Source organism: Thermococcus paralvinellae, from assembly GCF_000517445.1.
Lineage (GTDB): Archaea > Methanobacteriota_B > Thermococci > Thermococcales > Thermococcaceae > Thermococcus_B > Thermococcus_B paralvinellae.
In genome coordinates this window covers 103424-127685 of sequence record NZ_CP006965.1, presented here as the reverse complement: position 1 = coordinate 127685, position 24262 = coordinate 103424, and the positions used below count along the sequence as shown (strand labels likewise).

Below are 24262 nucleotides of genomic sequence, written 5' to 3'. Positions count from 1 at the left end.
CAATGAGGCAACTTGACTATGATGATGTAATTAAAAAGCTAGTTTCTTTTATTCGGGAGAGGGTTGATGAGGCGAATGTGAATGGTGTTGTGATTGGAATTAGTGGTGGTGTTGATAGTGCAACAACAGCTTTTTTGGCAGTGAAGGCTTTGGGGAGGGAGAAAGTTCTTGGCTTGATAATGCCATACTACGAGAATCAAGATGTAGAAGATGCGAAATTAGTTTGTGAGACTCTTGGAATTAACTACAAAATCATCAACATCAAGCCAATTGTTGATGCTTTTGAGGAAAGCCTTGATTTTGAACCAGACAAAATTACCAAAGGCAATATAATGGTTAGGGCAAGAATGATTCTTCTATACGCTCATGCAAACCAGTATAACTTCCTCGTCTTGGGGACAAGCAATAAGAGTGAGCTTTTAACGGGTTATTATACTAAGTGGGGTGATGGTGCGAGTGATTATGCCCCATTGATAAACCTTTACAAGACGGAAGTTTGGGAGATTGCCAAGAGGTTGGGCGTTCCAGAAAGGATTATTAAGAAGAAGCCCACTGCTGGGCTTTGGATTGGACAAACTGATGAAAACGAGCTTGGCATAAGTTACAAACTCTTGGACGAGATTCTTTACAGATTAGTTGACTTGAAAATGCCCAAGGAGAAAATTGCCGAAGAAGTGGGTATTCCGCTTGAAAAGGTTGAATACGTTGAAAACCTAGTACAGAAGAGCAAACACAAAAGAAAACTACCAACAGGACCAGAATTTTAGAGTTTAAGTAAAACAATTGCCAAAAAGATGTTGTAAAGAGAAGATAATCCAACTTGAAGGAATAGGAGCCTTAAAGTCACTTCCCTCGGATAGAGCCCAGAGTAAAACGGCAGAATCCTAACCCAGCTTTCATTGAGAAGAACAAACAGCCCATTCCCAAGGAACATGCAACCTAAGACTTTTTGCATTGGATAATTGTAACCCAGCATCACCTTAGCTATTCCATAAGCAGCCCTCGGGCTGAAGATGGCGGTTGTAATGTAAGTAATACCCAAAGAGTCTAAGCCAAGCTTTCCAAGTATGGGAGATAAAGCAGGGGTCATCTTATCTGAGATACCTGACTTAAGCATAAAGACAACCAAGAGGAAAAGAGGCGTAAACTTAAAGCAAAGTTTAGTGAGGCTTTTAATCCCTTGATTAACCCCTTTTTGAAAGCTTTCCTTGAAAAGTTAAGCTTAATTTTGTTATTCTCGCCGTTGAGTTTTACACCCTTGTATCTCCTACGTCCAATCATCAAAACCACAAAAACAAGAAGAAAATCAAAGAGAATCCTCAGACCAATGAAATAAAGCGTTACAATTCCCAAGAGAGGTAGAAGCACGGGTAAATAATAGCGATAAATATACATAACTCTCAACGGGAGATTTGAAGCAAGGATAGCTATGTAAAGGTCAATTGGCTCAATTAACCCTTCTTTCAACAAGGCAGAGGCATTTGCATGGGCAACCCTCGGGCTGACCAAATACAGCGCCGGAACTGGCGTCAGAGCCGGGTGAATGCCAAGTTTTGCTATCTTGGAAGTTTTAGTCCCAATGAGCTTTATCAGGTTAGTCTCACTTAGAGTCTCGGCTAAAATATACCCAAAAGTAATTGAGGCCATCGAAATTATGTAGAGCTTTAAAAAGTCCAAGCTCTCACGTCCTGTAAACTTTAGCGTTTGCAACTTCCTTCAAAACTGGAACATACGAAATTCCTGGATTTATTCCTCTTCCTCTCGTGTCATAAATGTTAAGTTCTATTCCCTTTTTCCTCAGAGCTTTTGCCAGCTCAATGATCTCATCCTTAATTCGCTTTCCAAAAAGTGGGACGTTGGCCTTTCCGTCAGTTATCAAGAATGCCCTAACTTTCAGGGACTTGTCTTTTCTCCTCTCACGTTCGGCAAGCAGAAGAAGATTATAGAGGGCCGAACTCAAAGGCGTTCTCCCTCCAGTTGGAACGCTCTCTATTTTCTCAAGCACTTCCCAGTAGTTCTTAGTAGGTGGAACGAATATTTCCGCTCGATTACCTTTTGCAACTATCAAAGCCATCTTTGACTTTTTGATGTACCCGTTCTCAACCAATTTCTCTGCTATTCCCTTCGCGATGCTAATTCTTTTCTGCACAGCCATGCTTCCGCTTGAATCCAAGAGCAAAACCCAGAGCGTTGGTGCCTTTGCTTTCCTGACTCTAACGCGGAGGTCGTTTAAATCAAGCCTTATTGGAGGCTTTTTTCCATTCAATACAGCGCAAATAACCGAGTTGTAAAAATCAACATCCCTTATTTCACCTTTGGGGGGAACGTAAGAGACTGGAATTCCTTTCGGAAAGTTTACCACTGTGACGCTGACATCCCTCGAGGAGCGGTATCCTGTGAATTCACTTCCATCAAAGTTTTTACTCTCTATCCTTGGGATTTTAGCTTCGCTTGAGCGAAAATTCTGCTCTAAATTCCCAATCCCTTGACTTTGAGACCCCTGGTTTCTCCTTTCATTTTTTTCTTCCTTCTTGTGTTCATGTTTATGGTCGTGTTTGTGGTCGTGATTATGCTCCTTATCGTCTTTAGGCTTTGGAGGCCTCATTTGCGGCGGCTTTTGGAAGGGCTTGTCCCTCAAACGGTGTGGTAGAGCCAATTCCATAGCTTTTTCTAAGTCTTCCAGTGAGACCCTTCTCCTTCCGTTTAGGGCAGCTATTGCTTTGGCTGTCTTTATCGTGGCTATCTCAGCTCTGTTGGTTTTGATTCCCAGGTTAACGACTGTTTCAGCCAAAAGCTTTAGCAAATCGTCGCTTATCTCGACCTTCGGCAGAATCTCCCTTGCCTTAACAACCCTCTCCGTAAGCTTTTTCTCTTCGCTCTCAAACTTCTTATAGAAGCTTATCGGGTCTTCATGAAACTCTTCAACTCTCCTAACTATCTCTATTCTCTCCTCTGGATTCATTGGAGCGCTTACCTCAACGCATAAACCAAATCTATCGAGGATTTGAGGTCTAAGCTCACCCTCCTCTGGGTTCATACTTCCAACTAAGATGAATCTTGCTGGATGCCTAAAGGAAATTCCCTCTCTTTCTATTGTATTCCATCCCATTGCTGCAGCATCTAAAAGTGAATCGGCTATGTAGTCATCTAGGAGGTTCACTTCATCAATGTAGAGCACGTTTCTGTTTGCTTCTGCCAAAATTCCGGGCTGTAATGCCTTTCTCCCTTCTTTTAAAAATCTCTCGACATCTACAGTTCCAACCAGCCTGTCTATTGTAACGCTTAAGGGCAAATCCACAACGCGCATCTTCCTCTTTGCTATGGGCAACTCTTCCCCATTTTCATATCTCTCATAACAGCTGTCGCACATCTCCAAAGGATTCCTCGGATTGCAGTTGAAAGGACAGCCATCAACGACCTCAATTTCTGGCAAAACGTTAGCCAAAGCCCTAACTAGGGTCGATTTCCCCGTTCCCTTATCTCCTTTAAGCAAGACACCACCAATCAGCGGATTAACGGCTACACAAAGTAAAGCTAATTTAGCCTTTTCCTGCCCGACTATTGCAGAGAATGGAAAGACTAAGCGTTTTTCACGAGGCTCCATATTTTATCCACCTCCCCAATTTTTTCACTCCAGTGTTTGTCATCCTCAGCTGTGTAGATTTCAATTGTCCCGCCTTGAACTTCCCCTTCACCAAGACTCTCCTCCAAAATTCCCTCAATCTCGGAATAGACCTCCATGAGCTTTTCAATTAATTCATCACTCGTCTTCCACAAGCCGCGCTCATAAGCTTCAATCAAACGCCTTGCAATTTCCTCAATAGCGTAGGGATTGTGCTCCTCGAACCATCTCCTCATTTCTTCATCTAGAACGTATTTCTGTGCTATCTCGTCAAAAACCCAATCTTCAACGAGCTTTGTTGTAGCTTCCCAGCCGTATAAGTGAAGAATCTTCTTGGAGAACTCACTAGCCCCTCTGTAACCATGCTTCTTCATTTCCTCAATCCACCTATCATTGAGGAGCTTTGCCCTAACGACCCTTTCAAGCTCAACTTTCATGTCAACTATTTTGGCATCGCTTATGTCCCTTGTGTCTGTCTGAACCACTTCAACGTTCTTGCCTGTTAAGGCATCAACAGCCGTCTTAAAGCCCCCGTGATGTGCAAAATAGCAGCAACAGTTCGTCGGGTCGTGCTCATCGCTTATGTGGTTTCTGTTGATTACATCCACCTCTCTTAAGTTCAAAACCAATGATTCATGAGCTTCAACGCCAAAGGCGTCTTTTCCATAAGCATAGCCGCTCCACTGAACCCACACTTTAGCTAAATCCTCGTCATTCCTCCAGCCCGATGATTCAACTGCCAAATTTACCCCAGCCCCGTAGGCACCAGGTGGAGCTGAAAAAACTCTAAAGCGTGCAAACCTTTGGGCTTCTTCAAAACTCTTGCCGAGTTCAATGAGCTTTTTAATGTGCTCAATGTAGTGCTTTTTAATGTAGTTCATCTCCAAAGGCTCATCTAGCGCAACAACCTTTTCTATGGCCTCGTCAATTAGGTAGATGTAGTTTGGCAGAGTATCTCTCACGATTCCACTTATTCTAACCAGAACGTCAATCCTTGGTCTTCCGAGCTCTTCTAAGGGAATTACCTCGAGCCCAGCAACTACATCTCCTTTCCAAACCGGCCTAACTCCAATCAAATAGAGGATTTGGGCTATCTGCTCTCCATCAGCCTTATAACCGTCTATGCTCCAGAGAACTTGTCCAACACTCTCCGGATATCTCCCGTGCTTTTCTTTGTAAGCTTTCAAAAGTTTTTCAGCAGTTTCAACTCCTATCTGCCATGCTGCTTTAGTTGGTAGAGTCCTTGGATCAACTGCATAGAAATTCCTTCCCGTCGGTAAAATCTCAAACTTTCCTCTCGTTATCGCTCCCGACGGACCAGGCTCGATGTATTTCCCGCTCAGTCCCTTCAAGAAGCCGTCGTATTCTTTTTCACATTCAACTATTTTCTCTGCAACTTCAAGGGCTTTTCTAAACGTTTCTTCAAGCTTTTCTTTCTCCTTAACTTTAAATCCAAACTTTTCAATCTCTTCCTCAATAACTTCAAAGCTTTCTCCCTTAAGCAAACGCTCTAAGCTCTTGATGGCTATCTTGTGGAAGATTTCCAACAGTTCTCTGTTCGTAAATCCATTTGTCGTCCCCAAGGGGTTCTTCCTTATCTCATCGTAGTCTAGGCCTACTGCTTCAGCTATAACGCGCCTAATTGAAGGGGAAGCATAAGAATCATAAGCCATTGCTGTAGCAATGTATTCCGCTAATCTATTGGGGTCTTTTGGTGGATGTCCAAAGATATGAAGGCCGAGATTTATTTGAGAACCCCTCATCAGCTCAACGTATCGGTGGATTTCCTCTATCGTCTGCTCTTCATCTTCTGGATTCGCTATCCTCAGCTTGTTTTCCTTAGCTTTTTCTAAAATCTGTTCATAAATTTTCTTTCTCCTTGCCTCATCTCCCAAGCTCTTTGCCTTCGCATACTGGGTTAGGAGAGAATCCAAATCATCCAGAACTTCAGCCATTGCCATTGGAGGATAGATGTGATCTATAAGCGTTGCGTAGCCTCTCCTCTTAGCAATAACACCTTCCATTGGATTTGAAACTACATAAACGTATAAGTGCGGAACGTCATCTAAGCTTGCCTCAGGAACACATGAAGGAGAAAGCCCAACGCCTTTTCCGGGTCTGAACTCCAAGTAGCCGTGGGTTCCGAAGTGTATCATTACATCAGCCCTAAATTTGCGCGTTATCCACCTATACACTGCCCACCACTGGTGCGGTGGGACTATTGTTGGATCATGCAAAATTCTACAAACTTTTCCGTCGCACCTAGCTCCAGCACAGCCGAACTTTGGCTGAGGGGTTATGAAGACGTTTCCAAACCTTATCCCGGGAACGACAAATCTCCCTTCGTAGACCATTCCAACCAATGCTTTGTCCACTTTCCCAGCTAAGACATCCTCAGGTCTTCCCCAGTCCTTGATGATTCTCTCCCTCAAATCCTCCGGAAGCTCGTTGAACCACTCCAGATACTCCTCCAAGCCTACAAAGTCAATTGCTCCGCCGCTTTTGACTATCTCCTCAACGCTTGTCCATCTGAACTCGCTTATCGCTTTTCTCTTCAAAATTAGTTTTATCAGCTCTTCCCCATTCTTTGGCAAATCTTCACCAACGTAGTAGCCTTCCCCCTTAAGCTTGTGCAGAAGTCTAACGATGCTCTCCGGAACATCCAAACCAAGTCCAACACCGATGTTCGCCTCAAGCCCTTTACATGGAGGATTTATTAGGACTATAGCAATTTTAACTTCGCTTTTTGGCTTCTTCCTGAGCTCGATCCACTTCTTTACTCTTTTGGCTAAATATTTCATGTGCTCTTCGTAAGGTTCTCCAACCTTGTAGCCTTCAATGTTTCTGGTTCCAGCTATGAAAATCGGCTCAATTGCTCCCGCAACTTCTGGGATTATCACTCCATAAACCTGAGTCATATAGTCAACGCCCTGTTCGCTCTTCTCCCACTCTTCAAGGGACTGGTAGTAAGACCTTATCGGAGCAAAAACTGGAACGTTGAGCTTTTGCAGATTCTTTAAATCAACCGTGCCGAAGGAAATTAAGCTCACGAGGGCATCTATAATCGGCTTTCCATTTTTCATGAAGAACTCTTTAACAGCCTCGCTCTTCTCTCTCCCCAGTCCTGTCGTTGAGTCTTTCCCATAAGTGAAGACAGGAATCACACTGAAGCCTTCTTCTTCAAGGGCTTTAATGAGCTCTCCAATTGGTTTAAATTCCTTATAAAGCCAAGCACTCCTCCAGAAGAGAACTCCAACTAACGGCCTCTTCTTGTAAACCATTAAATAGTCGTCCAAGCTCTCAAAAACTCCAAAATTCGGGTGATAGATGCCGTGCATGGGAACTTCTTCTGGTTCTTCATATTCAATTGCCTCTCCAGATAAGCTTGCTAGAAATCTGGCCATATTCCTAAGATTCTTCCCGCCTCCAAGGACATAATATGTCTTCGCTTTGATTAGGATTTCTTCTGGAACGTTGGTCAGGCTTTCAAGCCCAGCACATGCGATGACTTTAGCTTCACTCTCTCTAATTTTCTCCTCCACTATTTCGGGAAGCTCGTGAGCATAGATGAAGATTACCTCAGCCCTCTCTACCTTATCCAGCTCCTTCTCACAGTTCTGATCAGTGAGCACAATCCCCTTTATCCCTTCTTCTCTAAGGATTTCCTGAAGCAAAGGCAAAGCCCTTGCCCCATAACCCAATATGAAGCAAATCATGGAATCACCCCCATTCTTGGCATGACAAGCCTGAAACCGTTAAATTCCAGAATGTGAACCGGAACACCATAAACTTCCCCAAGAATTTCCTCTCTTAGAATCTCATTCGGTTTTCCAATAGCCCTGACCTTTCCTTCTTTGACAAGAGCTATTCTATCCGAATACATCGAGGCTAAATTTGGATCGTGGAGCGTCATGATAGCAGAGATGCTTTCCTCTTTCGCTAACCTCTTCACTATTCCGAGAACCTTCACCTGGTTTTTAAAATCCAAGTGAGCAGTGGGCTCATCCAAGAGAAGAACCTTCGGCTCTTGAACCAGAGCCCTTGCTATGAGGACAAGCTGCAACTGACCTCCGCTCAGCTGTGTGTAGGGCTTATCCTTAAAGCGCTCCATTCCTATGAGCTTGAGTTTCTCCAAAGCCTTTTGATAGTGCTCTTCCCTTGGGCTCTCAAAAACTCCAAGCTGAGAAGCTAAACCCATAACCACAACGTCCAAAACCGTATAGGGGAAGGGAGGGTGGTGAGACTGAGGAACATAACCAGCTAACTTAGCCCTTTCCTTTAAAGAGAGTGAGTGAAAGTCTTTGCCATCTATGAAGACACATTTTTTCTTTGGTTTTAACAAACCATAAATGCTTTTCAGAATCGTTGTTTTCCCACTGCCGTTCGGGCCGAGTAGCGTTAAAATCTCACCCTCTCTCACTTCAAAGCAGACATCCTCAACGCTGAAATCACCGTAGCTGAATGATAAGCCTTTGACTTCAAGCATTCCAACCACCGCCCGTCTTCCTTAGCAGATACGCAAAGAATGGAATTCCAAGGATTGTTGTCAAGATACCAATTGGGATTTCATAAGTGGCAATTGACCTCGCCAATGTATCAGCTAAAACCATAAATGAAGCCCCTACAGTTATTGTTAGAGGTATAAGTGTTTTGTGATCTGGACCAAATGCCATTCTAACAATGTGCGGAATCATTAAGCCTACCCAGCCAATTATCCCGCAGAAAGCAACTGAAACAGCAGTTATGAGGGAGATTATTATGATAAAGGCAAACTTCAGCTTTTCAGTTTCGACTCCAACAATTTTGGCCTCTTCTCCAAAAGACAAGACATTCAGCTGCCAGCGCATTAGATACACTAACATACATCCAAGAAAGATTACAGGAAAAGCCACCTTAACTGAATGCCAGTCAGCATCTGCAAAACTTCCCATGAGCCAGTAAACAACACTCGCCAGCTTTTCATGCTCCATCAAAAACTTCAACAGAGAAGTTAAGGCCGAAAAGAATGCATTAACAATTACTCCAGCAAGAACTAGCGAAACGGGAGTTATTCTTCCACCGATTTTGGCCAGAGAAGTTGTCAAGAACACAGCGAGTAAAGCAAAGGCAAATGCCAAAGGAGTAACACCCAAGCTCAGAGAAAGTCCTATAGCCAAAGCAGCTCCAAAAGCAGCCCCCGCTGAGATTCCTAAAATATAGCTGTTAACAAGGGGATTCCTAAATATCGCCTGCAAAACTGCTCCAGAGAGGGCTAAAGCAGATCCAACAATCATCGCCAAGATAACCCTTGGAAGTCTTATTTTGAAAAGAATAGTCTGATAAACACTTGGGTAGGGGATTTGGATGACAAAATCAATCCTTCCAAAAGTTATTTTAGCCAAAATTCCAGAAATGAGCTGGAGGATTTTTAGCATCACCATATCCACAATAGCAGAGAGAGGGATGTGATAAGCTCCAATGCATAAGCTTATGAAGAATGCAAAAACTGGAGAAGCTAAAAGAAGAAGAAAGAGGAACCTTTTCATAATCAGCCCTCCATGCCGTAGAACTTCTTGAGAAGCTCTTCGTATATCGGCTTCCAGTCTGGGTAATATTCTGGGTAAATTGCATGTCCAAAGGCATAGATTCCGGTGATGAATCTTGGTCCATAGAGGGCGGTGGCGTCTTTTCTCCATGAGCTCACCAATATTCCAACGACATTCCCTTCTTTGACAGCTTTGATTTCCTGCCATGCTGGATCGCTCTTTATCTTTTCCACAGCTTCATTGAGCCTATCTGGGTCCCAATCAACCACTATTAAAACGTCTGTCTTATCTCCAAAGTATGCTATGAGTTTCTCTAAGTCAAGCTTTGGATACTGAGTTGAGAAGTTGTAGTCAAACGCAACGTTGTGCGCCCCTACAAGCTCAGCAGTTTCAGCATAAGCTGAGCCTTTGTATGAAATGCCTATAGCTCCAGTCGCGTATTTTCCAACTATTGATGAACCATAGACTATTAGAACGTTTTTCTTCTTATCAGCTGGTATCTTGCTTGCTATGTCTAAAGCTTCGTTGTAATACTTCTCTAAGAAGCTTGCAAGCTCTTCAGCCCTTCTCTCTTTGTCAAAAACTTTTCCAAGAACCCTGATTATCCTAATGTTTTCGTAGGGCATTTTTGTTCCAGTTACATTAGAGTCAGGAATTCCAAAGGCCAGAACTTTGAAGCCAAGTTCTTTTGATTTCTCAATAACATCCTGCTCCCCCGAAGTGAAGCTTCCCTTCCATCTGCCCATGATTATTAAGTCCGGATTCAAACCCGCTACAGTCTCCCAGTTTATGCCCTTCTTATAGGTGCTTCCGACTTGAGGCTTTTCTTTAACGCTTTCAAGCAAGAACTGATTCTTTGGTGTGTACTTATCAATTCCCACTATCTTGTCTGCAACTCCCAAGCAGTACATAACTTCAGCCCAGTAGCTACTCAGAACGATTACCCTCTCTGGAACTTTTTCAAAAGTTACTTTTCTCCCCATTGAGTCCATGACAGTTACTGGAGCTTCGTATTTAATCCCATAAAAGTTCTCAAGCAGCTCTTTTGCTATTAGCTTCCACTCTGGATAATACTCCGGATAAATTAGTCCAGCCATTTGGTAAACTCCAACGACTATTCTCGGTCCCCAGTCCAAGAATCCCTTAGAGCCGGCCAAAATGCCGTAAACATGACCTTCTTTCACAGCCTTAATTTCTCTCCATCTTGGATCATTTTTAATGTCATTCACAGCTTTCTCTAGTTTGTCTTGGCTGAAAGAGGTTACAATTATAACATCAGCCTTGTCTCCCCAGTAGGCTATTATCTTCTCCAAGTCGAGCTTTGGCCACTGGGTGTCAAACTCCTTGTCAAAAGCCAAGTTGTGAGCGCCAACGAATTCAACAATGCTTGCCCATGCGCTTCCTTTTGCATAAACAGTGATTGGACCGCCTACATCTTTCGGAGCGCTTATAAGAAGAACGTTCTTTTTCCTATCTACTGGAATCTGACTGGTTATTTTGTTAACTTCATCCAGCTTTTCTTTCATCCAGCTTGCAAGTTCCTCAGCTTTCTCTTTCTTTCCGAAAACTTTTCCTAAAAGCTCAACAACCTTGATATTGTCCTCAACACTCTTTGCACTCAGAGCTATAACAGGTATCCCGAGCTCTTCAGCTTTCTTAATTGTCTCAGCGTCTTTGTATTTGCCTCCATACCAGTCCACGATTATCAAATCTGGGTTCAAACTTGCAACAGTTTCCCAGTTTAAGCCTTTGAAGCTGCTCCCCACTACAGGCCTCTTTTTCACATCATCTGGAAGGTACGGGTCGTAAGGGATGTACTTTCCAATACCTACAATCTTGTCTTGAATACCAAGAATGCATAAAATCTCTGCCCAATAGCTCGTAAGGACAATAACTCTCTCTGGTGGCTTTTCTATTGTTACGGTTCTCCCAGCAAAGTCTGTAATTGTTATTGGATATTTGGCCTTGCTAGTAGTTGTTTCGGTTTTCTGCCCCTGAAGGCTTTGAGTAGGAGAAGATTTAGTTGTAGTTTTGCTTGTTGTATCTGTTGAGTAGTTCTGATTTATACAACCGACACCGAAGACGCTGAAAACTAAAACCAACAATACAAGCAAAGTCAAAAATTTTTTGTTACTCTTCATAAATTTCACCACCATTCGTGCTACTGATTTTAAATTTCGTATTATCAAATGAGAATTAAAATGCCAATTTTTAACGCTTTTTAAAACGGCAGGTGTTTAACTAAAGGTTCAAGACAAAGAAATAAGAATTCCGAAAATTATTCGTCCTTTAAAATCTCAATAGTTGTGAGATACTTTACATGCTCCATAGATGTGTCTGGATGAGTCATTCTCTTCAAAAGGTTCTTAAAATAGTCACCTTTGTCATATACCACATCATAGGCTTTTGCAATATCAAGATAGGATGCGTGAAAGTTTTCCGCCTCCTCCCTTGTGTAGAGTTCAAAAGCTATGAAGTAACCATACTCCTTCTCAACAGGCTCCTTAATCTTCTCTATGAAGTCCGCCACACGGTTGAGTTTGACTGGATCATAAGGTTTGTCAATGATCACGAGGACATCAATCTCATCCAGCTCACCCTTCAGGTGCGCCCCATAGAAGACCACAGAGAGCAGATTGTCACCGTAGAACTCCATTATACGCTGGAAAAGCCTTCGCTTTGCCTCCTCAATGCTCATTTCAGCACCTCCAAAAATTAAGAAGTTAGGGAAGTTTTAACCTTAACGCATATTCAAGCGCAGTTTGAATGTAGAGTTTATAGTTCACTGTCTGAGCTACTGCAGGTTCTATGTAATTTTGAAGCACCATTGGTGCAGCGAGACCTATCACGATAACCGCCATCGACAGCAGGAGAACCACAAGACCCATGCTTACCGGTTCCTTCAAGGTGACGTTCTTGACTGGTTTTCCAAGCCATATCTTGTAGAAGACGCGCATGTAGGCAACGAGTGCTGTCACAGAGCTGACAACGATAACCATCGCCAGGGCTAAGCTCTTCTCCATCAGCGCATCAAAGAGGAGGACTTTGCTGAAGAACACGTTGAACGGTGGGATTCCAACGAGGCTGAGAGTTGCCATTGCGAGTCCGAGAGTTGCCGTCGGCATCTGTCTGCCGAGACCTGCCAGATCGTTGATGTCCCTAGAACCAACCGCGTGGATAAACATGCCCGCAACAAGGAAGAGGAGAGCCTTAGCAATTGCGTGGTTGATAATGTGGAATAATGCCGCCTGAAGTCCGAGTTCGGTTCCTAATCCAACAGCCATGAAGAGGTAGCCCATGTGCATTATGGTGGAGTAAGCTATGAGCTTCTTAACATCTCTCTGGGCGTTCATCATGAGTGCACCGAAAAGTGCCGAAACCGCACCGAGGGCTATGACTACTGTCCCTAGGGTTCCAACGATTTTTGCCAGACCCGGTGTGAGTTCACCACCGTAAACCGTGTAGAGGAATCTAATCAAGGCATAAACTCCGACGTTAACGACTAATCCAGAGAGGACTGCCGAGATTGGTGATGGTGCTGCTGGATGAGCTTCCGGAAGCCAGAAGTGATTTGGCACAATTGCCGCTTTAATTAAAAACGCCCAAGTGGCTAAGGCTAAAGCAACACCAGAGGCAATGACAATATTCCCAACTGGTGAACCAGTCACTGGAAAACTCAAACCATGAACCTTTGCTGATAAATCAGCAAAATTCACAGTACCAAAAGCCCCGTAGAGAATTCCAAGCGCTAAGAAGTACATAGTCGTGCCTATCGCACCTATGAAGGCATACTTCAATGCAGCATGAACTGCGTCCTTCCTTCCCCTGTAGAAAGCTACGAGGGCGTATGCTGCGATGCTGGTGACTTCTATCATGACGAAGAGGTTGAAAGCATCACCAGTGAGTAAAACACCTATTAGTCCAGCTTCCAAGCCTAAATAGAGTGTATAGTACCACTCCAAACCTTCTTCGTGTTCAAGATAACGGTAGTTGTAAATCGCAATAAGAAACATCAACGCGGCAGTAACCAGGGCTATAAGTGCCCCAGTTCTGTCAACCTCATAGATTATACCAATTGGAGCAGTCCAGCCGCCAAAAGTATATATCAGCGGCTTTTCAGATGAGTACACTAGTTCGAAAAGCTTGAGCGCACTGATTAAGGTTAAACCCGTGCCGAGCAGTGCATAGGCTTGGATTATCTTCCTGTTGCCCTTAACTATGATCGAAGTCAGGGGGAGTGCAAAGGCAAAGATGACCGGAATCACAGGAGTTAGTCCAACCACGTCCATGCCTCTCACCTCACTCCAGTATTCTCTTTGCAAATCTCTCAAAGTCAGCGGATATTTCCTTTCTTGCCTTTTCGGGATCTTCAGTTGCTACGTCAATCCAGTGCACGTAGAGATAATTCTCATCCATGTCAACCACATATGTTCCCGGCGTATTGGTTATTGAGTTGGCGATGAGCGTTTTCGCGTAGCTCGTCTCGACATCAACGGGAACCTTAACTATTCCAGGATTGTAGTCGCCAGTGATTATCCTGCGTATAACGTCCAAGTGGGACTTGGTCTCGGCTACGAGCATGTACCAGAAGAAGTAAATGACTCCCCAGAGCCACCTCACTGGATTTAGAGCCTTAGTGTCGCTTTGGACGACGTATTTACCCATTAGCAGTCCCACACCTATGGCAACGATCACACCTGTGAGTAGGTCGTAGGGACTGGCAGAACCTGTGAAGAGCACGTAAGTGATAAAGACAAGTAAAGCAGTTGGAAGGACACCCCTCATTCCTCACCACCTCTCTTGGCTATCTCTCTGACATCGAGCGTGCCGTAGAGGCGGTAGAGCTGTATCGTCAGCACAGCCAAGAGCATGTTCACGGCCATTCCTATGACTACGGCGGTTATGACAAGGGCCTGTGGAAGCGGGTCAACGGCAGTGTTCACAAACTGACTGAGGGATTCCTTTGAAAGGGACGGCAGTATCGGCGGGGCCACTGGATAAGTGAAGCGGTAGCCTATGAAGACCACCATGACGTTAACAACATCACCGAGTATCGTGAGCGATATGATTTTCTTCAGCATGTTTGGTCTAGCGATTATGCCGTACAGCGATACCGCCAGCGTGAGCAGTAAGACGACCCAGAGGTAAGCCCACAGAAACTCTGAAGTGCTCATTTCTTCACCCCCAGGATTTTCTTGAACTTCTCCTCTGGTATGCTTAGGAGGAGGAACACCGCCGTGAATCCAGCGCCAACTGCGAGGAACTCGAAAAAGTTGTAGTAGATTAGAGAACCACCGATTAATTGACCATTAACTTCTGCTGGGAAAATTGGCTGATTCTGCATGATGAAGCCATCGCTGAGGAGTGGAACCAGAGCAACCAGGGCTATGCCAAGCAGTCCGATGGAACGAAGGATTAAAGCTCTGGTTTTGTCCATACCGTGGCCTTCCAGGGTGTATTTTGAGTATGCCGCTATTATGAGGAGTGGTGCCACAGCCAATGCCGAACCACCCTGGAAGCCCCCTCCAGGAGTTAAGTGACCATGCAAAGCAATCGAGGCCGAGACAGCAAGAATCATAACAACGATAACTTTAGTAACGTCCTTCACTATTGGCGTCAACTCGGTTGGAGTGCTTTCAGCCTTCTTGACTTCCTTCTCCTGCTCCCTGGTGAGCCTGAAGACGGTCAGGCTGCCTATTATTGCGAGGAAGAACACTGCAGTCTCGAAGAGCGTGTCAACGCCACGGTAGTCCCAGAGAATTGAGGTAACAACCTCAGGACTCCTGGCAGAGTAATCCCCGAAATAGCTGTTTTCAAGGTAGAACTCGCCAAGGGGTCTAACTCCAATACCCTCACCGAAGACTTGGAGAGAAACCACTGCGTAAGTCATGAGCGCGGCGAAGGTCAGGATTATAACCGCCGTGATGAGGCTTTTGCCCCTCATTCACACCACCTCGTACCTCCCGGTCTTGCTGATAGCGAAGATGAGCAGAGCTGAATATATTCCCACGGCTATCGCTATATAGGCGAGGATAATGTCGGGAGCCATAAGGATGTAGAAAACTATAGCATAAGATATGGCCTGCACTGCCGAAAATCCGACCGCTTTGAGCAGATCCTTCTCAGTCACAGCTAGATAGCTGGCGACAAAGCCGAGCATGAGAGCAAGGCTGAGGATTAACAGATGAATTTCAATCATCATCTCTCACCTCTGCCAAATGGTCAATCTCTGGCCTCTGGACAAGCTTAGCCTTGTGAGCGGCGTAGGCCAGAGCGTGACTTCCAGCTGGAGAAGCGAGAAGCACTGTGACACCAGTGACAAAGCTCGCTCCAGCTATAGCATATCTGTTCGGCAGGAAGTCCGCGCCGAGAGCGAGGAGAGCAACGCCGAAGAGCGGAACCGCTGCACCGCCGATGATGCCCACGGTCGCGGCGTGCAGCCTAACATAGAAGTTAGGGAAGCGGAGCAGACCCAAAGCACCAAACAAGTCACAAAGCGCCCCTATGACGATGAGGGCTGCCCCAAGGTAGAACAGAACGCTCATGCTCCCACCTCCCTGCTCACCAAGTGTTTTGCTATGTAAATGTCCAGCAAATAGCCCCAGAGCGCTAGAATCATCGCCCCGCTCACTAAGTAAACGCTCTTGAAGTAAACCGCAAGAATTGCCATGAACGCAGCTACATCAAAGGACAGACAGTCAACGGCAAGGACTATGTCTACTATCGTTGGGCCTTTAAATGCCCTAACAGCGTAGAGGATGAATGCCAACAGGTAAATTGGTATCACGAACTTCATAAGTAGAAAGAACTGGGACTCAAGACTCACACTATCACCTCCTCACTATCTTGAGTTTGGCATCTCCCTCAAGCTCCTGAACAATCTTTAGCAAGAACTCTCTGTCGTCCTCGGGCAGCTTTTCCATGGGTATCAGTATCAGGTCGCTCAGCGATAGGTCTATTTCGTCTCTTTTTGTCCCAAGGCTTTCCTTGATTACCTCAACAGTTTTCTCCCTCAGCGTCCCCAGCTCTTCCAGCACAGCCATGTCACCGGCGAAGTGTGCCATCGCCTTCGAGACGTAAGGCGGATTAACGTACACCAGCTTTAACAAGTGCCAGGTGCTTCTTTTCGTAGGCATCCTTCAACCTCCAGTACTCGTTTTCGAGGAACCTTATCGCGAACTTCACACGGGAGTCCTTCTCCCTCAGGAAGTAGCCGATGACTAGCTCGTGGAGCCTCTCCCTCGGGTTCTCGCTCTCCTGGGCCTTTTCCACGAGGGCCATGAAGTCCTCGAGAACCTTCTCCCTGTCGAAGTACCCCACGACGCGCCTCAGGGATTCTCTGAGCGTCAGGTAAATCCTCTCCTCGATCGGTCTCTCTGGAAGAACGAACTCAATCTCGTCTGCGTAGTAGTACTCGCCCTTCATCTTCTTCTCCTTCAGGCCGAGAAGCTGAGCCAGTCCATATAGTATCTCCTCCGGACTCGGTGGGCATCCTGGTATGTACATGTCGGGCTTTTTCCCGTACTCCGCCAAAAGAACCTCTATTCCGCCAGTCCTGAGCCTGTCGCTTCCCCTCTCTGGATTCGGGTTATAGATTGGATAGCCGTTGTAGAATATCCCACCGCTCGATGCACATGTTCCTATAGCCACAACTATCCTCGGCTTCGGCGGCATCGCCTCGTAGGCTGCTTTGACGGCGTAGTACGTCTGCCTCGTGAGTGGGCCCGAAACGAGGAGGGCATCAGCATGTCTTGGACTCGGCACGAGCTTTATTCCGAGCCTCTCGGCGTCGTAGTACGGCGTGAGCACATCGAGTATCTCAATGTCGCAGCCGTTGCAGCTCCCACTGTCAACGTGGAAGACCCAAACGGACTTCAACCTGCTCATCTCCTCTCACCCATCACCTTTGAGCCTCTCGGATAGAGTGAAAGGAGAAGGCTATCCGCATAGGACCCTTGAACCGCTAAGGTCTTAGCACTCTCCTCCATCCTGCACTCCCTGCAGAGAAAAGCCCTCTCGGCTATGCCGTGCTGGTCAATAACTTCCTTTGGAAGAATCTGGAACATCTTCTGTATCTGCCTCTCGGTGAACTCCTCATACTTCCCACAGCGCGGGCATCTGTAGAGCTTGTGGTCAACGACCTCAATGAGATCCTCCTTGTTCGGCGTCGCTATCTCGAACCTCGTTGTGCCTTGCATCGCACCGGTTGGACAAACCTCGACGCAGCGGTGGCACCTTATGCAGCGCGCGGCGTTGAAGACTATTCTCTTCCTCCCGTTCTCGAAGTCCCACTCTATCGTGAGCGCATCTGGTGGACAGGCCCTAACACAGGCGCCACAGCCAATGCAGAGGTAAGGGTCTATGTGGGGTATGCCCCTATATTCCGGCGGCTTTTCGATATCAGCAAAAGGATAAGAAGTCGTGACGGGAGCCTTCTTAACGTCTTCCTCTGGTCGCTTCCAGAACTTGAGCCTGTCGGTGAACGAAATCGCCTGGGCCATCAGGCCACCCCCTTGCCCTTCTCTATCGAGAGCATGTTGAACTGCTGTTCGTTCAGGATCTTTGCCTTCCCAGTCTCAACGTCCACTATCTGAACCCTCTCCGTACAGGAGTAGCACGGATCTATGCTCGCTATGATGAGCGGGGCATCGGCAACGCTGTAGCCCTTGAGCATCTCCGGAACAGCTGGAAGGTTGTTGTAGGTCGGGGCTCTAACCTTCCAGCGGTAGACCTTGTTCTTCTTGTCAGTCATGACGTAGTGGATGACTTCACCCCTTGGAGCTTCACTGTAACCAAGACCCTCCTCATACTCTGGGAGCTCTCCTATCGGCACGAAGACGTCTCCTCCGGGCATCTGGTCAATGGCCTGCTCGATTATCCAGATGCTCTCGAGCACCTCGTCCATCCTGATGAGGAACCTTGCCAAGACGTCGCCCTCCTTGTAGACTGGAACCTTGAAGTCCAAATCCTTGTATGCCGCGAAGGGCTGGTCTCTCCTAACGTCAATGTTCCTCCCGCTGGCTCTTCCGTTCGGACCAAGGACTGAGTAGGCCTTGGCCACCTTGTACGGCAGAATTCCAACTCCCTCAGCCCTCTTGACGAAGGTTGCCGTACCGGTCGCTATTTCGATGAACTCTTCGACCTGCCTCCTGAGCTCCTTGATCTTCTCCATTATCATCTCCTTGCGGTAGTCGAGGAAGTCCCTCCTAACTCCTCCGACGATGTTGATTCCGTAGGTCTTCCTGTTTCCTGTGAGCCTCTCTGCGAGCCACATAACAGGCTCTCTGACGCGCCAAGCGTGCATGAATCCCGTGTCAAAGCCCGTCAGGTGAGCCGCAACACCAGCCCAGAGCATGTGTGAGTGAATCCTCTCAAGCTCGAGCATTATCGTCCTTATGTACATGGCCCTCTCGGGGATTTCAACGCCGGCTATGTTTTCAACCGCCTGGGCATAGCTCGTCGAGTGCTGGAAGCCACAAATTCCACATATCCTCTCGGCTATGAAGAGCACCTGATTGTAGGTCAGTCTTCCCTCTCCTATCTTTTCAACTCCTCTATGCGAATAGAATCCCCTGTAATCAACGTCAACTACTGTTTCTCCCTTGACAAATATTCTAAAGTGAGCTGGCTCATCTAGTGCAAGATGATAAGGGCCTATCGGAACTGTCATAGTGTCTGGTGGTCCAGGTTTGTAATAGCACTTGGGAGTATCCATTGGAGATGCTTTGTAGTCGTGATCTTTTCTGAGTGGATAAACACCCTCAGGCCAGTCTTCAGGCAGGACAAGCCTCCTTAAGTCAGGATGACCTTTAGGGTTTAAGCCAAGAAGATCGTAAACTTCCCTCTCTGCCCAGAGGGCAGCTGGAAGCTCTGCAGCTATTGAGGGAAATTCAGGGTTGTCTTCGTCAAGATATGCCTTCAAGATAACCCAGTAGTTCTTATCTCCATTCCCAGGCTCAACGGTAACATTTATCACCGGAGCGTATGCAAATTTTCCAGCAATGCTCCTTTCGTCAGTTCCAATTCCCATCGAGAAGTGAGTCTCTTTTAGCTCAGAGTTGTTGTGCCAGTAGAGCACCATTTCTGGAAGGGCGTTCTTATCGACTACAAACAAGTACTGGTTTCTTGTAAGCTTTTTACATTCAAAAATAAATTCTTTGAATTTCTCCACAAACCTCCTCAGATGACCATCCTCAAGAACATCCTCAACCTCCGCGGATTTGCATCCACCCGCACACACGCTACACTCCATGATTTACCACCCCACCAATGCTATCAACAGGACAACTAGGGACAGGAGGAAAACTTTCTTATTCAGGGAAACTGCCTGGTCAATTCTCAAACGAGCATTTGCAGCCTCTAATACCACAGCAAGTGAATACAACAAGAAAGCCATGACAAGTTGGGCAATAAACAGTACTATAGAGCTGGTTATACCGAGGAAATCCAAAGCAGGAATCGTAACCAATGAAGATAGTAGCCAGAGCAGTACTATCCTCTTTATTAGGAGAGAGTACTTGAATATTCCAAGGAGTCTTCCACTGTACTCAGTGAGAGGCCCTCCAATTATCTCAGTCTCTGCCTCGGCTATATCAAATGGTACAAAACCACCCTCAACATAGACTGCGTAAGCCAGCAGGATGTAAGCGAGGACAACAGAAAGCGAGAGGCTAGCACTGAAGGGCATCTTAGCGACGTTGAGCGTTCCAAGCTTGAATGCCAGGACACCGAAGACGACGGCCAGCACTGGCTCAATCGAGAGTATCAGCATGACCTCTCTGTGTCCGCCTATGTGTGAAAACGCGTTCTGGACGGAGAAAGTAGCAAGTATCATCACTACGCTGACCATCGCCATGACGTAGAAGAACACTATGAGGCTCTTTCCAAAAGCTAACACAGGCTCACTTCCGAAGGGAAGCATTAGGCCACCAGTAATGGCAAATGCCAAGGCTATGTATGGGGCCAGTCTGAAGATTGGGCTGTCAGTTGGAAGCACCGACGGTAGCTTGAGCAGCTTTTCGAGGTCGTAGAACGTCTGCATTATTGGTGGACCTCTTCTGTATTGAATCCTTGCCTTTATTTTTCGTCCTATTCCATCAAGGAGTGGAGGAAGGAGGAAAATGACTATTGGAGCAGCAATTAAACTTACATAATCCATCCTCATCACCTCACAGCACCAGGAGAGCGAGTATTATCACCGTAGTCAGCATTGAAGCTAGGAAGAGCTCGTCCATGGACACCGAGATGCCCACTGCCAGCACTGCGATGTTTTTGACTAAATCCATTATCGGCGCGAAGAATGCTTCATCTAGGTATCTAGCGCTGTAATGACGAAGCTCACTGAGGGTGAAGGAACGCTTCTTCTCCCTGCCAGTGTAGACGAGGCCCCTGGCAAGAACGAGGTAGATAGACATCAGGGCAGAGAGAAAGGCCCTTCCGATCCTGCCAGCAGCACTTCCAAGCTTGTAAAGGTTCCCCATCTCAGTAAAGTACTGCCTGTAATAGTCTCTGGCCTTCGCTCCGTACCTCTCCTCCGGCAGGAAGAGCGCTCCAGCGTTCCAGGGTTTGACATTGGCTGTCTTTGGTCTGAATATAAAGTACGAAGCAACTGCAAAGAATGAAGCCGCAAGGAGCAGATCTATTGGAGAGAAATACTCAAAGTCAGTGGATATCGAGCCCATTGTAACGGCAACGCTTCTCTTCACCGAAATCGTCAAGAGTGGATAAGCGATGACAGGGAACACTCCAATGACAAGTGAGATTAAAGCCAGAATTCCCTCACCGAGGAGCATGCCCGACGGGACTTCCCTAGCGTTCTCAGTCTTCTCGTTCGGTTCACCTCCAAAGGCAGAAGTGTAGAACTTGAGCGAGTACGCCAAGGTTACGGCGCTCATGAACACCGCCATCACCGAGCCAAAGACAAAGAGGCCAATCCCAGAGTAGTAGCCGGCCTGATAAATCATCCACTTCGAGAGGAAGCCGCTGAAGAGGGGCACTCCAGCGAGGGAAAGCGCACCTATGACGGTGAAGAGCGACGAGTACGGCATTGCCCTCCTCAAGCCACCAAGCTCGTTGAGGTCAGCGGTTCCGGTAGAGTACTCGAAGTTGCCTGAGATGAGGAAGAGCAGCCCCTTGAAGAGGGTGTGATTGAAGGAGTGGAAGACTCCGGCGAGGAAGGCCAAGTAGGCCAGGCTCTCCATGCCCTTTGCTAAGAAGACCATACCCATGCCCACCGCGAACCAGATGTAGCCCATTTGTCCAACGCTTGAGTACGCCAGGAGTCTCTTCGCGTGGGTCTCTCTGAGGGCATAGAGGGTTCCGAAGGCCATGGTGAGTATGCCGACGATGACGAGAACGTAGCCAACGCTCTCACTGCATGGCAGGGCGTTGCAGAGGAGCCTTATCAGACCGTAAACCGCCATCTTCTCCATGACGCCGGCCATCAGCGAGGCTATATTGCTGGGAGCTGCCTCGTAGGCATCAGGTACCCAGAACTGGAAGGGCACGCTTCCAGATTTCGCAAGGAAAGTTACGAGGAACATAGCGTAGAGCAGCTTGAGCTGGACTGGAGAAAGGGAAGATGCAACCTCCTTAAGCGTGGCGTAATCAACGCTGAAGCTTCCAGTGGCGGAGTAGATTATGCCGAGGGCTACGAAGAGGGGCACCGTGTTGGCGAGCTGCATCGTGAGGAGGTATTTAATTCCAGCGTCCTGCTCCCTCCAGCTCACGAAGACGAAGGAAGTTAGAGTCATCATCTCCCAGAAAAAGACGAACCAGAGCAGGTTTGACGTCAGAGCCACAAATATCATTGATATCACAAACGTACCGTAGAGGAGGGTATATGCTAGGGGTCTTCCGGTATCTCTGTGGACTTCCATATAAGAGATAGAGTATACTGAAACCACGAGGCTGAGCAGTGCGATGATGAACAGGAACGGGAGGGAGAGGCTGTCTATGATTAGGAGAATGCCCAAAAAGCTCTCCTGAACGGGAAGCCCCTTGGATAGGGCATGGGCAGCTATGCCCAGGAGGGATAAGGATGCCATGGCTGATAAGACGCTCGAAATCTTAATGCTCCGCTTAAAGTCCCCAACCAGACCGGAAATCGCTGAGAGTGAGTAGAGCGCGATCGGAATTTCCATCATCCCGCATCACCCCATGAACCCTATCTGAGTCACGAGTTTCACGCTTAGGAACGGCGCAACGATGGACAGGACTATTAGGACTACGAGGACAAAGCGCATCAGCGGGGAAACTTCTGCACTCTCCTGGAGGGGCTCGCTGAATACCATCCTCTTAATCCATCCGAGAGATACCGCAAGGAAAACCGTGGCATCGGCCAACACTAGGAAGAGCGGAATCCACCCAACCCAGCTAGTTATTGAAGACGCGTTCATGAAGAGATACGCCTTGCTGAAGAACAGGCCGAGCGGAGGAACTCCAGCCAGGCCGAGAAGGGCTAAGAACCAGCTTGCACCAACGACCGGAACGAGCTTTCCGAGGCCCTTAATCTTCTCCATGTCGAGCGTTCCAAAAGCGTAACTGAAGGTTCCTGCGGTGAGGAAGGCAAGACCCTTGACGAAAGCGTGGTTGGCCAGCTGGAACATGGCCGCCTGGAGGCCGTAAGCCGAGCCGAGCACGGCATAGAGCACGCCGACGTACATTACCCCTGCCTCTGCTATGGTGGAGTAAGCAAGGAGTCTCTTGGCGTCTTTCTGGAGCGGGTAGTAGAGAATTGTTATGAGTAAAGTTAGCGACACGAAGACGAGCATAACGTAGAAAGCTGTCTCCGGAATCGGTTGCATGAACTGGGTAACCCTAGCGAGCAGGTAAACTCCCATCTCAACCATTGCTGCTCCATGAAGGAAGGCGCTTGCCGGTGTCGGCGCTGCCATCGCGTCTGGAAGCCATGAATAGAGTGGGAACTGGGCACTCTTGGTGAAAGCAGCAACCATTATGCCCAAGAAGACCAGAAGCTTAAGGTCGTCGCTCAGGTTCTGAAGAGCATAAAGACTAAGATCATGGAGTTTGAGGATACCAATACCAACAGCAGTATAGAGACCAACCATCGCACCGAAATTCGGCACGAGAAGAGCCTTGTATGCAGCTCTCTCAGCCTTTGAACTCTTATAATAACCAACAACACCCCAACACGCAAGCCCCATTATCTCGAAGAATATGAGCAACTGAAGCATCGTTGAGGAGTATATGAATGCCAGCGTTGCTCCAACGAAGATAACCATCCAGGCGTAGAACCTTCCCTTATCAGAGTAGACAGGGTGCTGCTTGTTCCTCTCGCTCATGTAGTCCACCGCATAGAGAAGGAACAGCACGCCAGCCAAGCTCACGACAAAACCGACCAAAACGCTCATCGGGTCGATTATAACGCCGTAGACCTCACCGAGGGAAGAAGTTTCGAGGTAAACGATGTGATGAGCGCCACCGACCTTTAGGTATTCAAGGACTCCAATCAGATTAGCCAGGAAGGAAGACACAACAGCGATGAGCATGAACACATCAGCTTTTCTACCGTCTAATTTAAACAGGATGGGACCAAAGAGCAGAGGAATTAAAAAAGATACGAGGAAGGGAAAAGCGTCCATCTCTGCACCCCCATCACCTGATGATGTACGCTTCAAGGACATTAGTTCTGTCGCCGATATCCTTAAGCTCGGCTACTATTCTTTCTTCTCTAGCCCAGAGAACGTCGTTTATGTCGCCGTACTTGAGGGCCTCAGTTGGACACGCTGAGACACAGGCAGGAAGCTTGCCTTCCGCTCTCCTGTGGGCACAGAGGTCGCACTTATCCATTATCTTGTTGTACTCGTCTATCTTTGGAATGCCGAATGGACAGGCCAGACCGCACATGAGACAGCCGATACACTTGAGAGGATCGAGAATAACTGCACCATCTTCGTCCTTGGAGAGCGCGTTGACAGGACAGACTTCCATACACGGGGCTTTTTCACAGTGGCGACAGTTGAAGGCGACACTGGTCAAGTCGGGAAACTCAAAAACTCTAATCCTAGCTTCTCCATGCTCCATTTCACAGGCAACTTCACAGGCCTTACAGGCGATACAGCGCTTAAAATCGATAAATATCTTCTTGCTCATT

24 protein-coding genes are annotated in these 24262 nt (G+C 47.0%); 1 reads left to right on the top strand and 23 read right to left on the bottom strand.

The features are described 5' to 3' along the window. Window positions 1-2 precede the first annotated feature (2 nt). Entirely contained in the window at window positions 3-767 is a 765-nt protein-coding gene (locus TES1_RS00595) for an NAD+ synthase (RefSeq protein ID WP_042679264.1), read from the top strand. Here the strand turns inward: TES1_RS00595 and TES1_RS11060 are convergent. The 23 genes from TES1_RS11060 to TES1_RS00485 all read right to left on the bottom strand — a co-directional run bounded on the left by TES1_RS11060 (window position 764) and on the right by TES1_RS00485 (window position 24261). Then, window positions 764-1117 (bottom strand): hypothetical protein, encoded by a 354-nt coding sequence (locus TES1_RS11060; RefSeq protein WP_227738496.1) that lies wholly within the window; start codon window positions 1115-1117, stop codon window positions 764-766. The genes TES1_RS00595 and TES1_RS11060 overlap by 4 nt on opposite strands. Continuing rightward, the gene (locus TES1_RS11055) at window positions 1087-1647 is read right to left on the bottom strand and encodes a hypothetical protein (protein ID WP_227738495.1); all 561 of its coding nucleotides are present in this window, start codon (window positions 1645-1647) and stop codon (window positions 1087-1089) included. Before TES1_RS11055 ends, TES1_RS11060 begins: the two co-directional genes overlap by 31 nt. 34 nt (window positions 1648-1681) lie before the next feature. Beyond that, on the bottom strand, window positions 1682-3604 hold the full coding sequence (locus tag TES1_RS00585; protein ID WP_042682616.1) for a VWA domain-containing protein: 1923 nt from the start codon (window positions 3602-3604) through the stop codon (window positions 1682-1684). Continuing rightward, window positions 3580-7338, bottom strand: coding sequence for a cobaltochelatase subunit CobN (gene cobN / locus TES1_RS00580; protein WP_042679262.1), 3759 nt, complete (start codon window positions 7336-7338; stop codon window positions 3580-3582). Before cobN ends, TES1_RS00585 begins: the two co-directional genes overlap by 25 nt. Continuing rightward, window positions 7335-8108, bottom strand: a complete 774-nt coding sequence (locus TES1_RS00575; RefSeq protein ID WP_042679260.1) for an ABC transporter ATP-binding protein — start codon at window positions 8106-8108, stop codon at window positions 7335-7337. The genes cobN and TES1_RS00575 overlap by 4 nt, the downstream gene beginning before the upstream one ends. Further along, entirely contained in the window at window positions 8101-9147 is a 1047-nt protein-coding gene (locus tag TES1_RS00570) for a FecCD family ABC transporter permease (RefSeq protein ID WP_042679258.1), read from the bottom strand. Before TES1_RS00570 ends, TES1_RS00575 begins: the two co-directional genes overlap by 8 nt. A 2-nt stretch (window positions 9148-9149) precedes the next feature. Then, the gene (locus tag TES1_RS00565; protein ID WP_042679256.1) at window positions 9150-11288 is read right to left on the bottom strand and encodes an ABC transporter substrate-binding protein; all 2139 of its coding nucleotides are present in this window, start codon (window positions 11286-11288) and stop codon (window positions 9150-9152) included. A 137-nt stretch (window positions 11289-11425) separates the two neighbouring features. Continuing rightward, window positions 11426-11845 carry a nucleotidyltransferase gene (locus TES1_RS00560; protein ID WP_042679254.1) on the bottom strand — a complete coding sequence of 140 codons (420 nt, stop codon included), beginning with the start codon at window positions 11843-11845 and terminating at the stop codon, window positions 11426-11428. 25 nt (window positions 11846-11870) lie between these two features. Beyond that, window positions 11871-13436, bottom strand: coding sequence for a proton-conducting transporter transmembrane domain-containing protein (locus TES1_RS00555; protein WP_042679252.1), 1566 nt, complete (start codon window positions 13434-13436; stop codon window positions 11871-11873). Between the two features lie 10 nt (window positions 13437-13446). Beyond that, window positions 13447-13932 (bottom strand): Na+/H+ antiporter subunit E, encoded by a 486-nt coding sequence (locus tag TES1_RS00550; protein WP_042679250.1) that lies wholly within the window; start codon window positions 13930-13932, stop codon window positions 13447-13449. Next, window positions 13929-14321, bottom strand: coding sequence for a sodium:proton antiporter (locus TES1_RS00545; protein WP_042679249.1), 393 nt, complete (start codon window positions 14319-14321; stop codon window positions 13929-13931). Before TES1_RS00545 ends, TES1_RS00550 begins: the two co-directional genes overlap by 4 nt. Next, the gene (locus TES1_RS00540; RefSeq protein ID WP_042679247.1) at window positions 14318-15091 is read right to left on the bottom strand and encodes an MnhB domain-containing protein; all 774 of its coding nucleotides are present in this window, start codon (window positions 15089-15091) and stop codon (window positions 14318-14320) included. Before TES1_RS00540 ends, TES1_RS00545 begins: the two co-directional genes overlap by 4 nt. Then, window positions 15092-15346 (bottom strand): hydrogenase subunit MbhD domain-containing protein, encoded by a 255-nt coding sequence (locus TES1_RS00535; RefSeq protein WP_042679245.1) that lies wholly within the window; start codon window positions 15344-15346, stop codon window positions 15092-15094. After that, window positions 15339-15692 (bottom strand): monovalent cation/H(+) antiporter subunit G, encoded by a 354-nt coding sequence (gene mnhG / locus TES1_RS00530; RefSeq protein ID WP_042679243.1) that lies wholly within the window; start codon window positions 15690-15692, stop codon window positions 15339-15341. Before mnhG ends, TES1_RS00535 begins: the two co-directional genes overlap by 8 nt. Beyond that, window positions 15689-15973, bottom strand: coding sequence for a monovalent cation/H+ antiporter complex subunit F (locus TES1_RS00525; protein ID WP_042679241.1), 285 nt, complete (start codon window positions 15971-15973; stop codon window positions 15689-15691). Before TES1_RS00525 ends, mnhG begins: the two co-directional genes overlap by 4 nt. A gap of 4 nt (window positions 15974-15977) precedes the next feature. After that, window positions 15978-16211 carry a hypothetical protein gene (locus TES1_RS00520; protein WP_042679239.1) on the bottom strand — a complete coding sequence of 78 codons (234 nt, stop codon included), beginning with the start codon at window positions 16209-16211 and terminating at the stop codon, window positions 15978-15980. A 22-nt stretch (window positions 16212-16233) separates the two neighbouring features. Next, window positions 16234-17034, bottom strand: coding sequence for an NADH-quinone oxidoreductase subunit B family protein (locus TES1_RS00515; RefSeq protein WP_042679237.1), 801 nt, complete (start codon window positions 17032-17034; stop codon window positions 16234-16236). After that, window positions 17031-17648 carry an NADH-quinone oxidoreductase subunit I gene (locus TES1_RS00510; RefSeq protein WP_042679235.1) on the bottom strand — a complete coding sequence of 206 codons (618 nt, stop codon included), beginning with the start codon at window positions 17646-17648 and terminating at the stop codon, window positions 17031-17033. Before TES1_RS00510 ends, TES1_RS00515 begins: the two co-directional genes overlap by 4 nt. Then, window positions 17648-19399, bottom strand: a complete 1752-nt coding sequence (locus tag TES1_RS00505) for an NADH-quinone oxidoreductase subunit D-related protein (RefSeq protein WP_042679233.1) — start codon at window positions 19397-19399, stop codon at window positions 17648-17650. Before TES1_RS00505 ends, TES1_RS00510 begins: the two co-directional genes overlap by 1 nt. A gap of 3 nt (window positions 19400-19402) precedes the next feature. Beyond that, entirely contained in the window at window positions 19403-20311 is a 909-nt protein-coding gene (locus TES1_RS00500; RefSeq protein ID WP_227738494.1) for a respiratory chain complex I subunit 1 family protein, read from the bottom strand. A 4-nt stretch (window positions 20312-20315) separates the two neighbouring features. Further along, window positions 20316-22292 (bottom strand): proton-conducting transporter transmembrane domain-containing protein, encoded by a 1977-nt coding sequence (locus TES1_RS00495; protein WP_042679229.1) that lies wholly within the window; start codon window positions 22290-22292, stop codon window positions 20316-20318. 6 nt (window positions 22293-22298) lie between these two features. Continuing rightward, the gene (locus TES1_RS00490; RefSeq protein WP_042679227.1) at window positions 22299-23750 is read right to left on the bottom strand and encodes a hydrogenase 4 subunit D; all 1452 of its coding nucleotides are present in this window, start codon (window positions 23748-23750) and stop codon (window positions 22299-22301) included. Between the two features lie 13 nt (window positions 23751-23763). Further along, window positions 23764-24261: a 4Fe-4S dicluster domain-containing protein gene (locus TES1_RS00485; RefSeq protein ID WP_042679225.1), complete on the bottom strand. Its 498-nt coding sequence runs from the start codon at window positions 24259-24261 to the stop codon at window positions 23764-23766. Window position 24262: the final 1 nt, after the last annotated feature.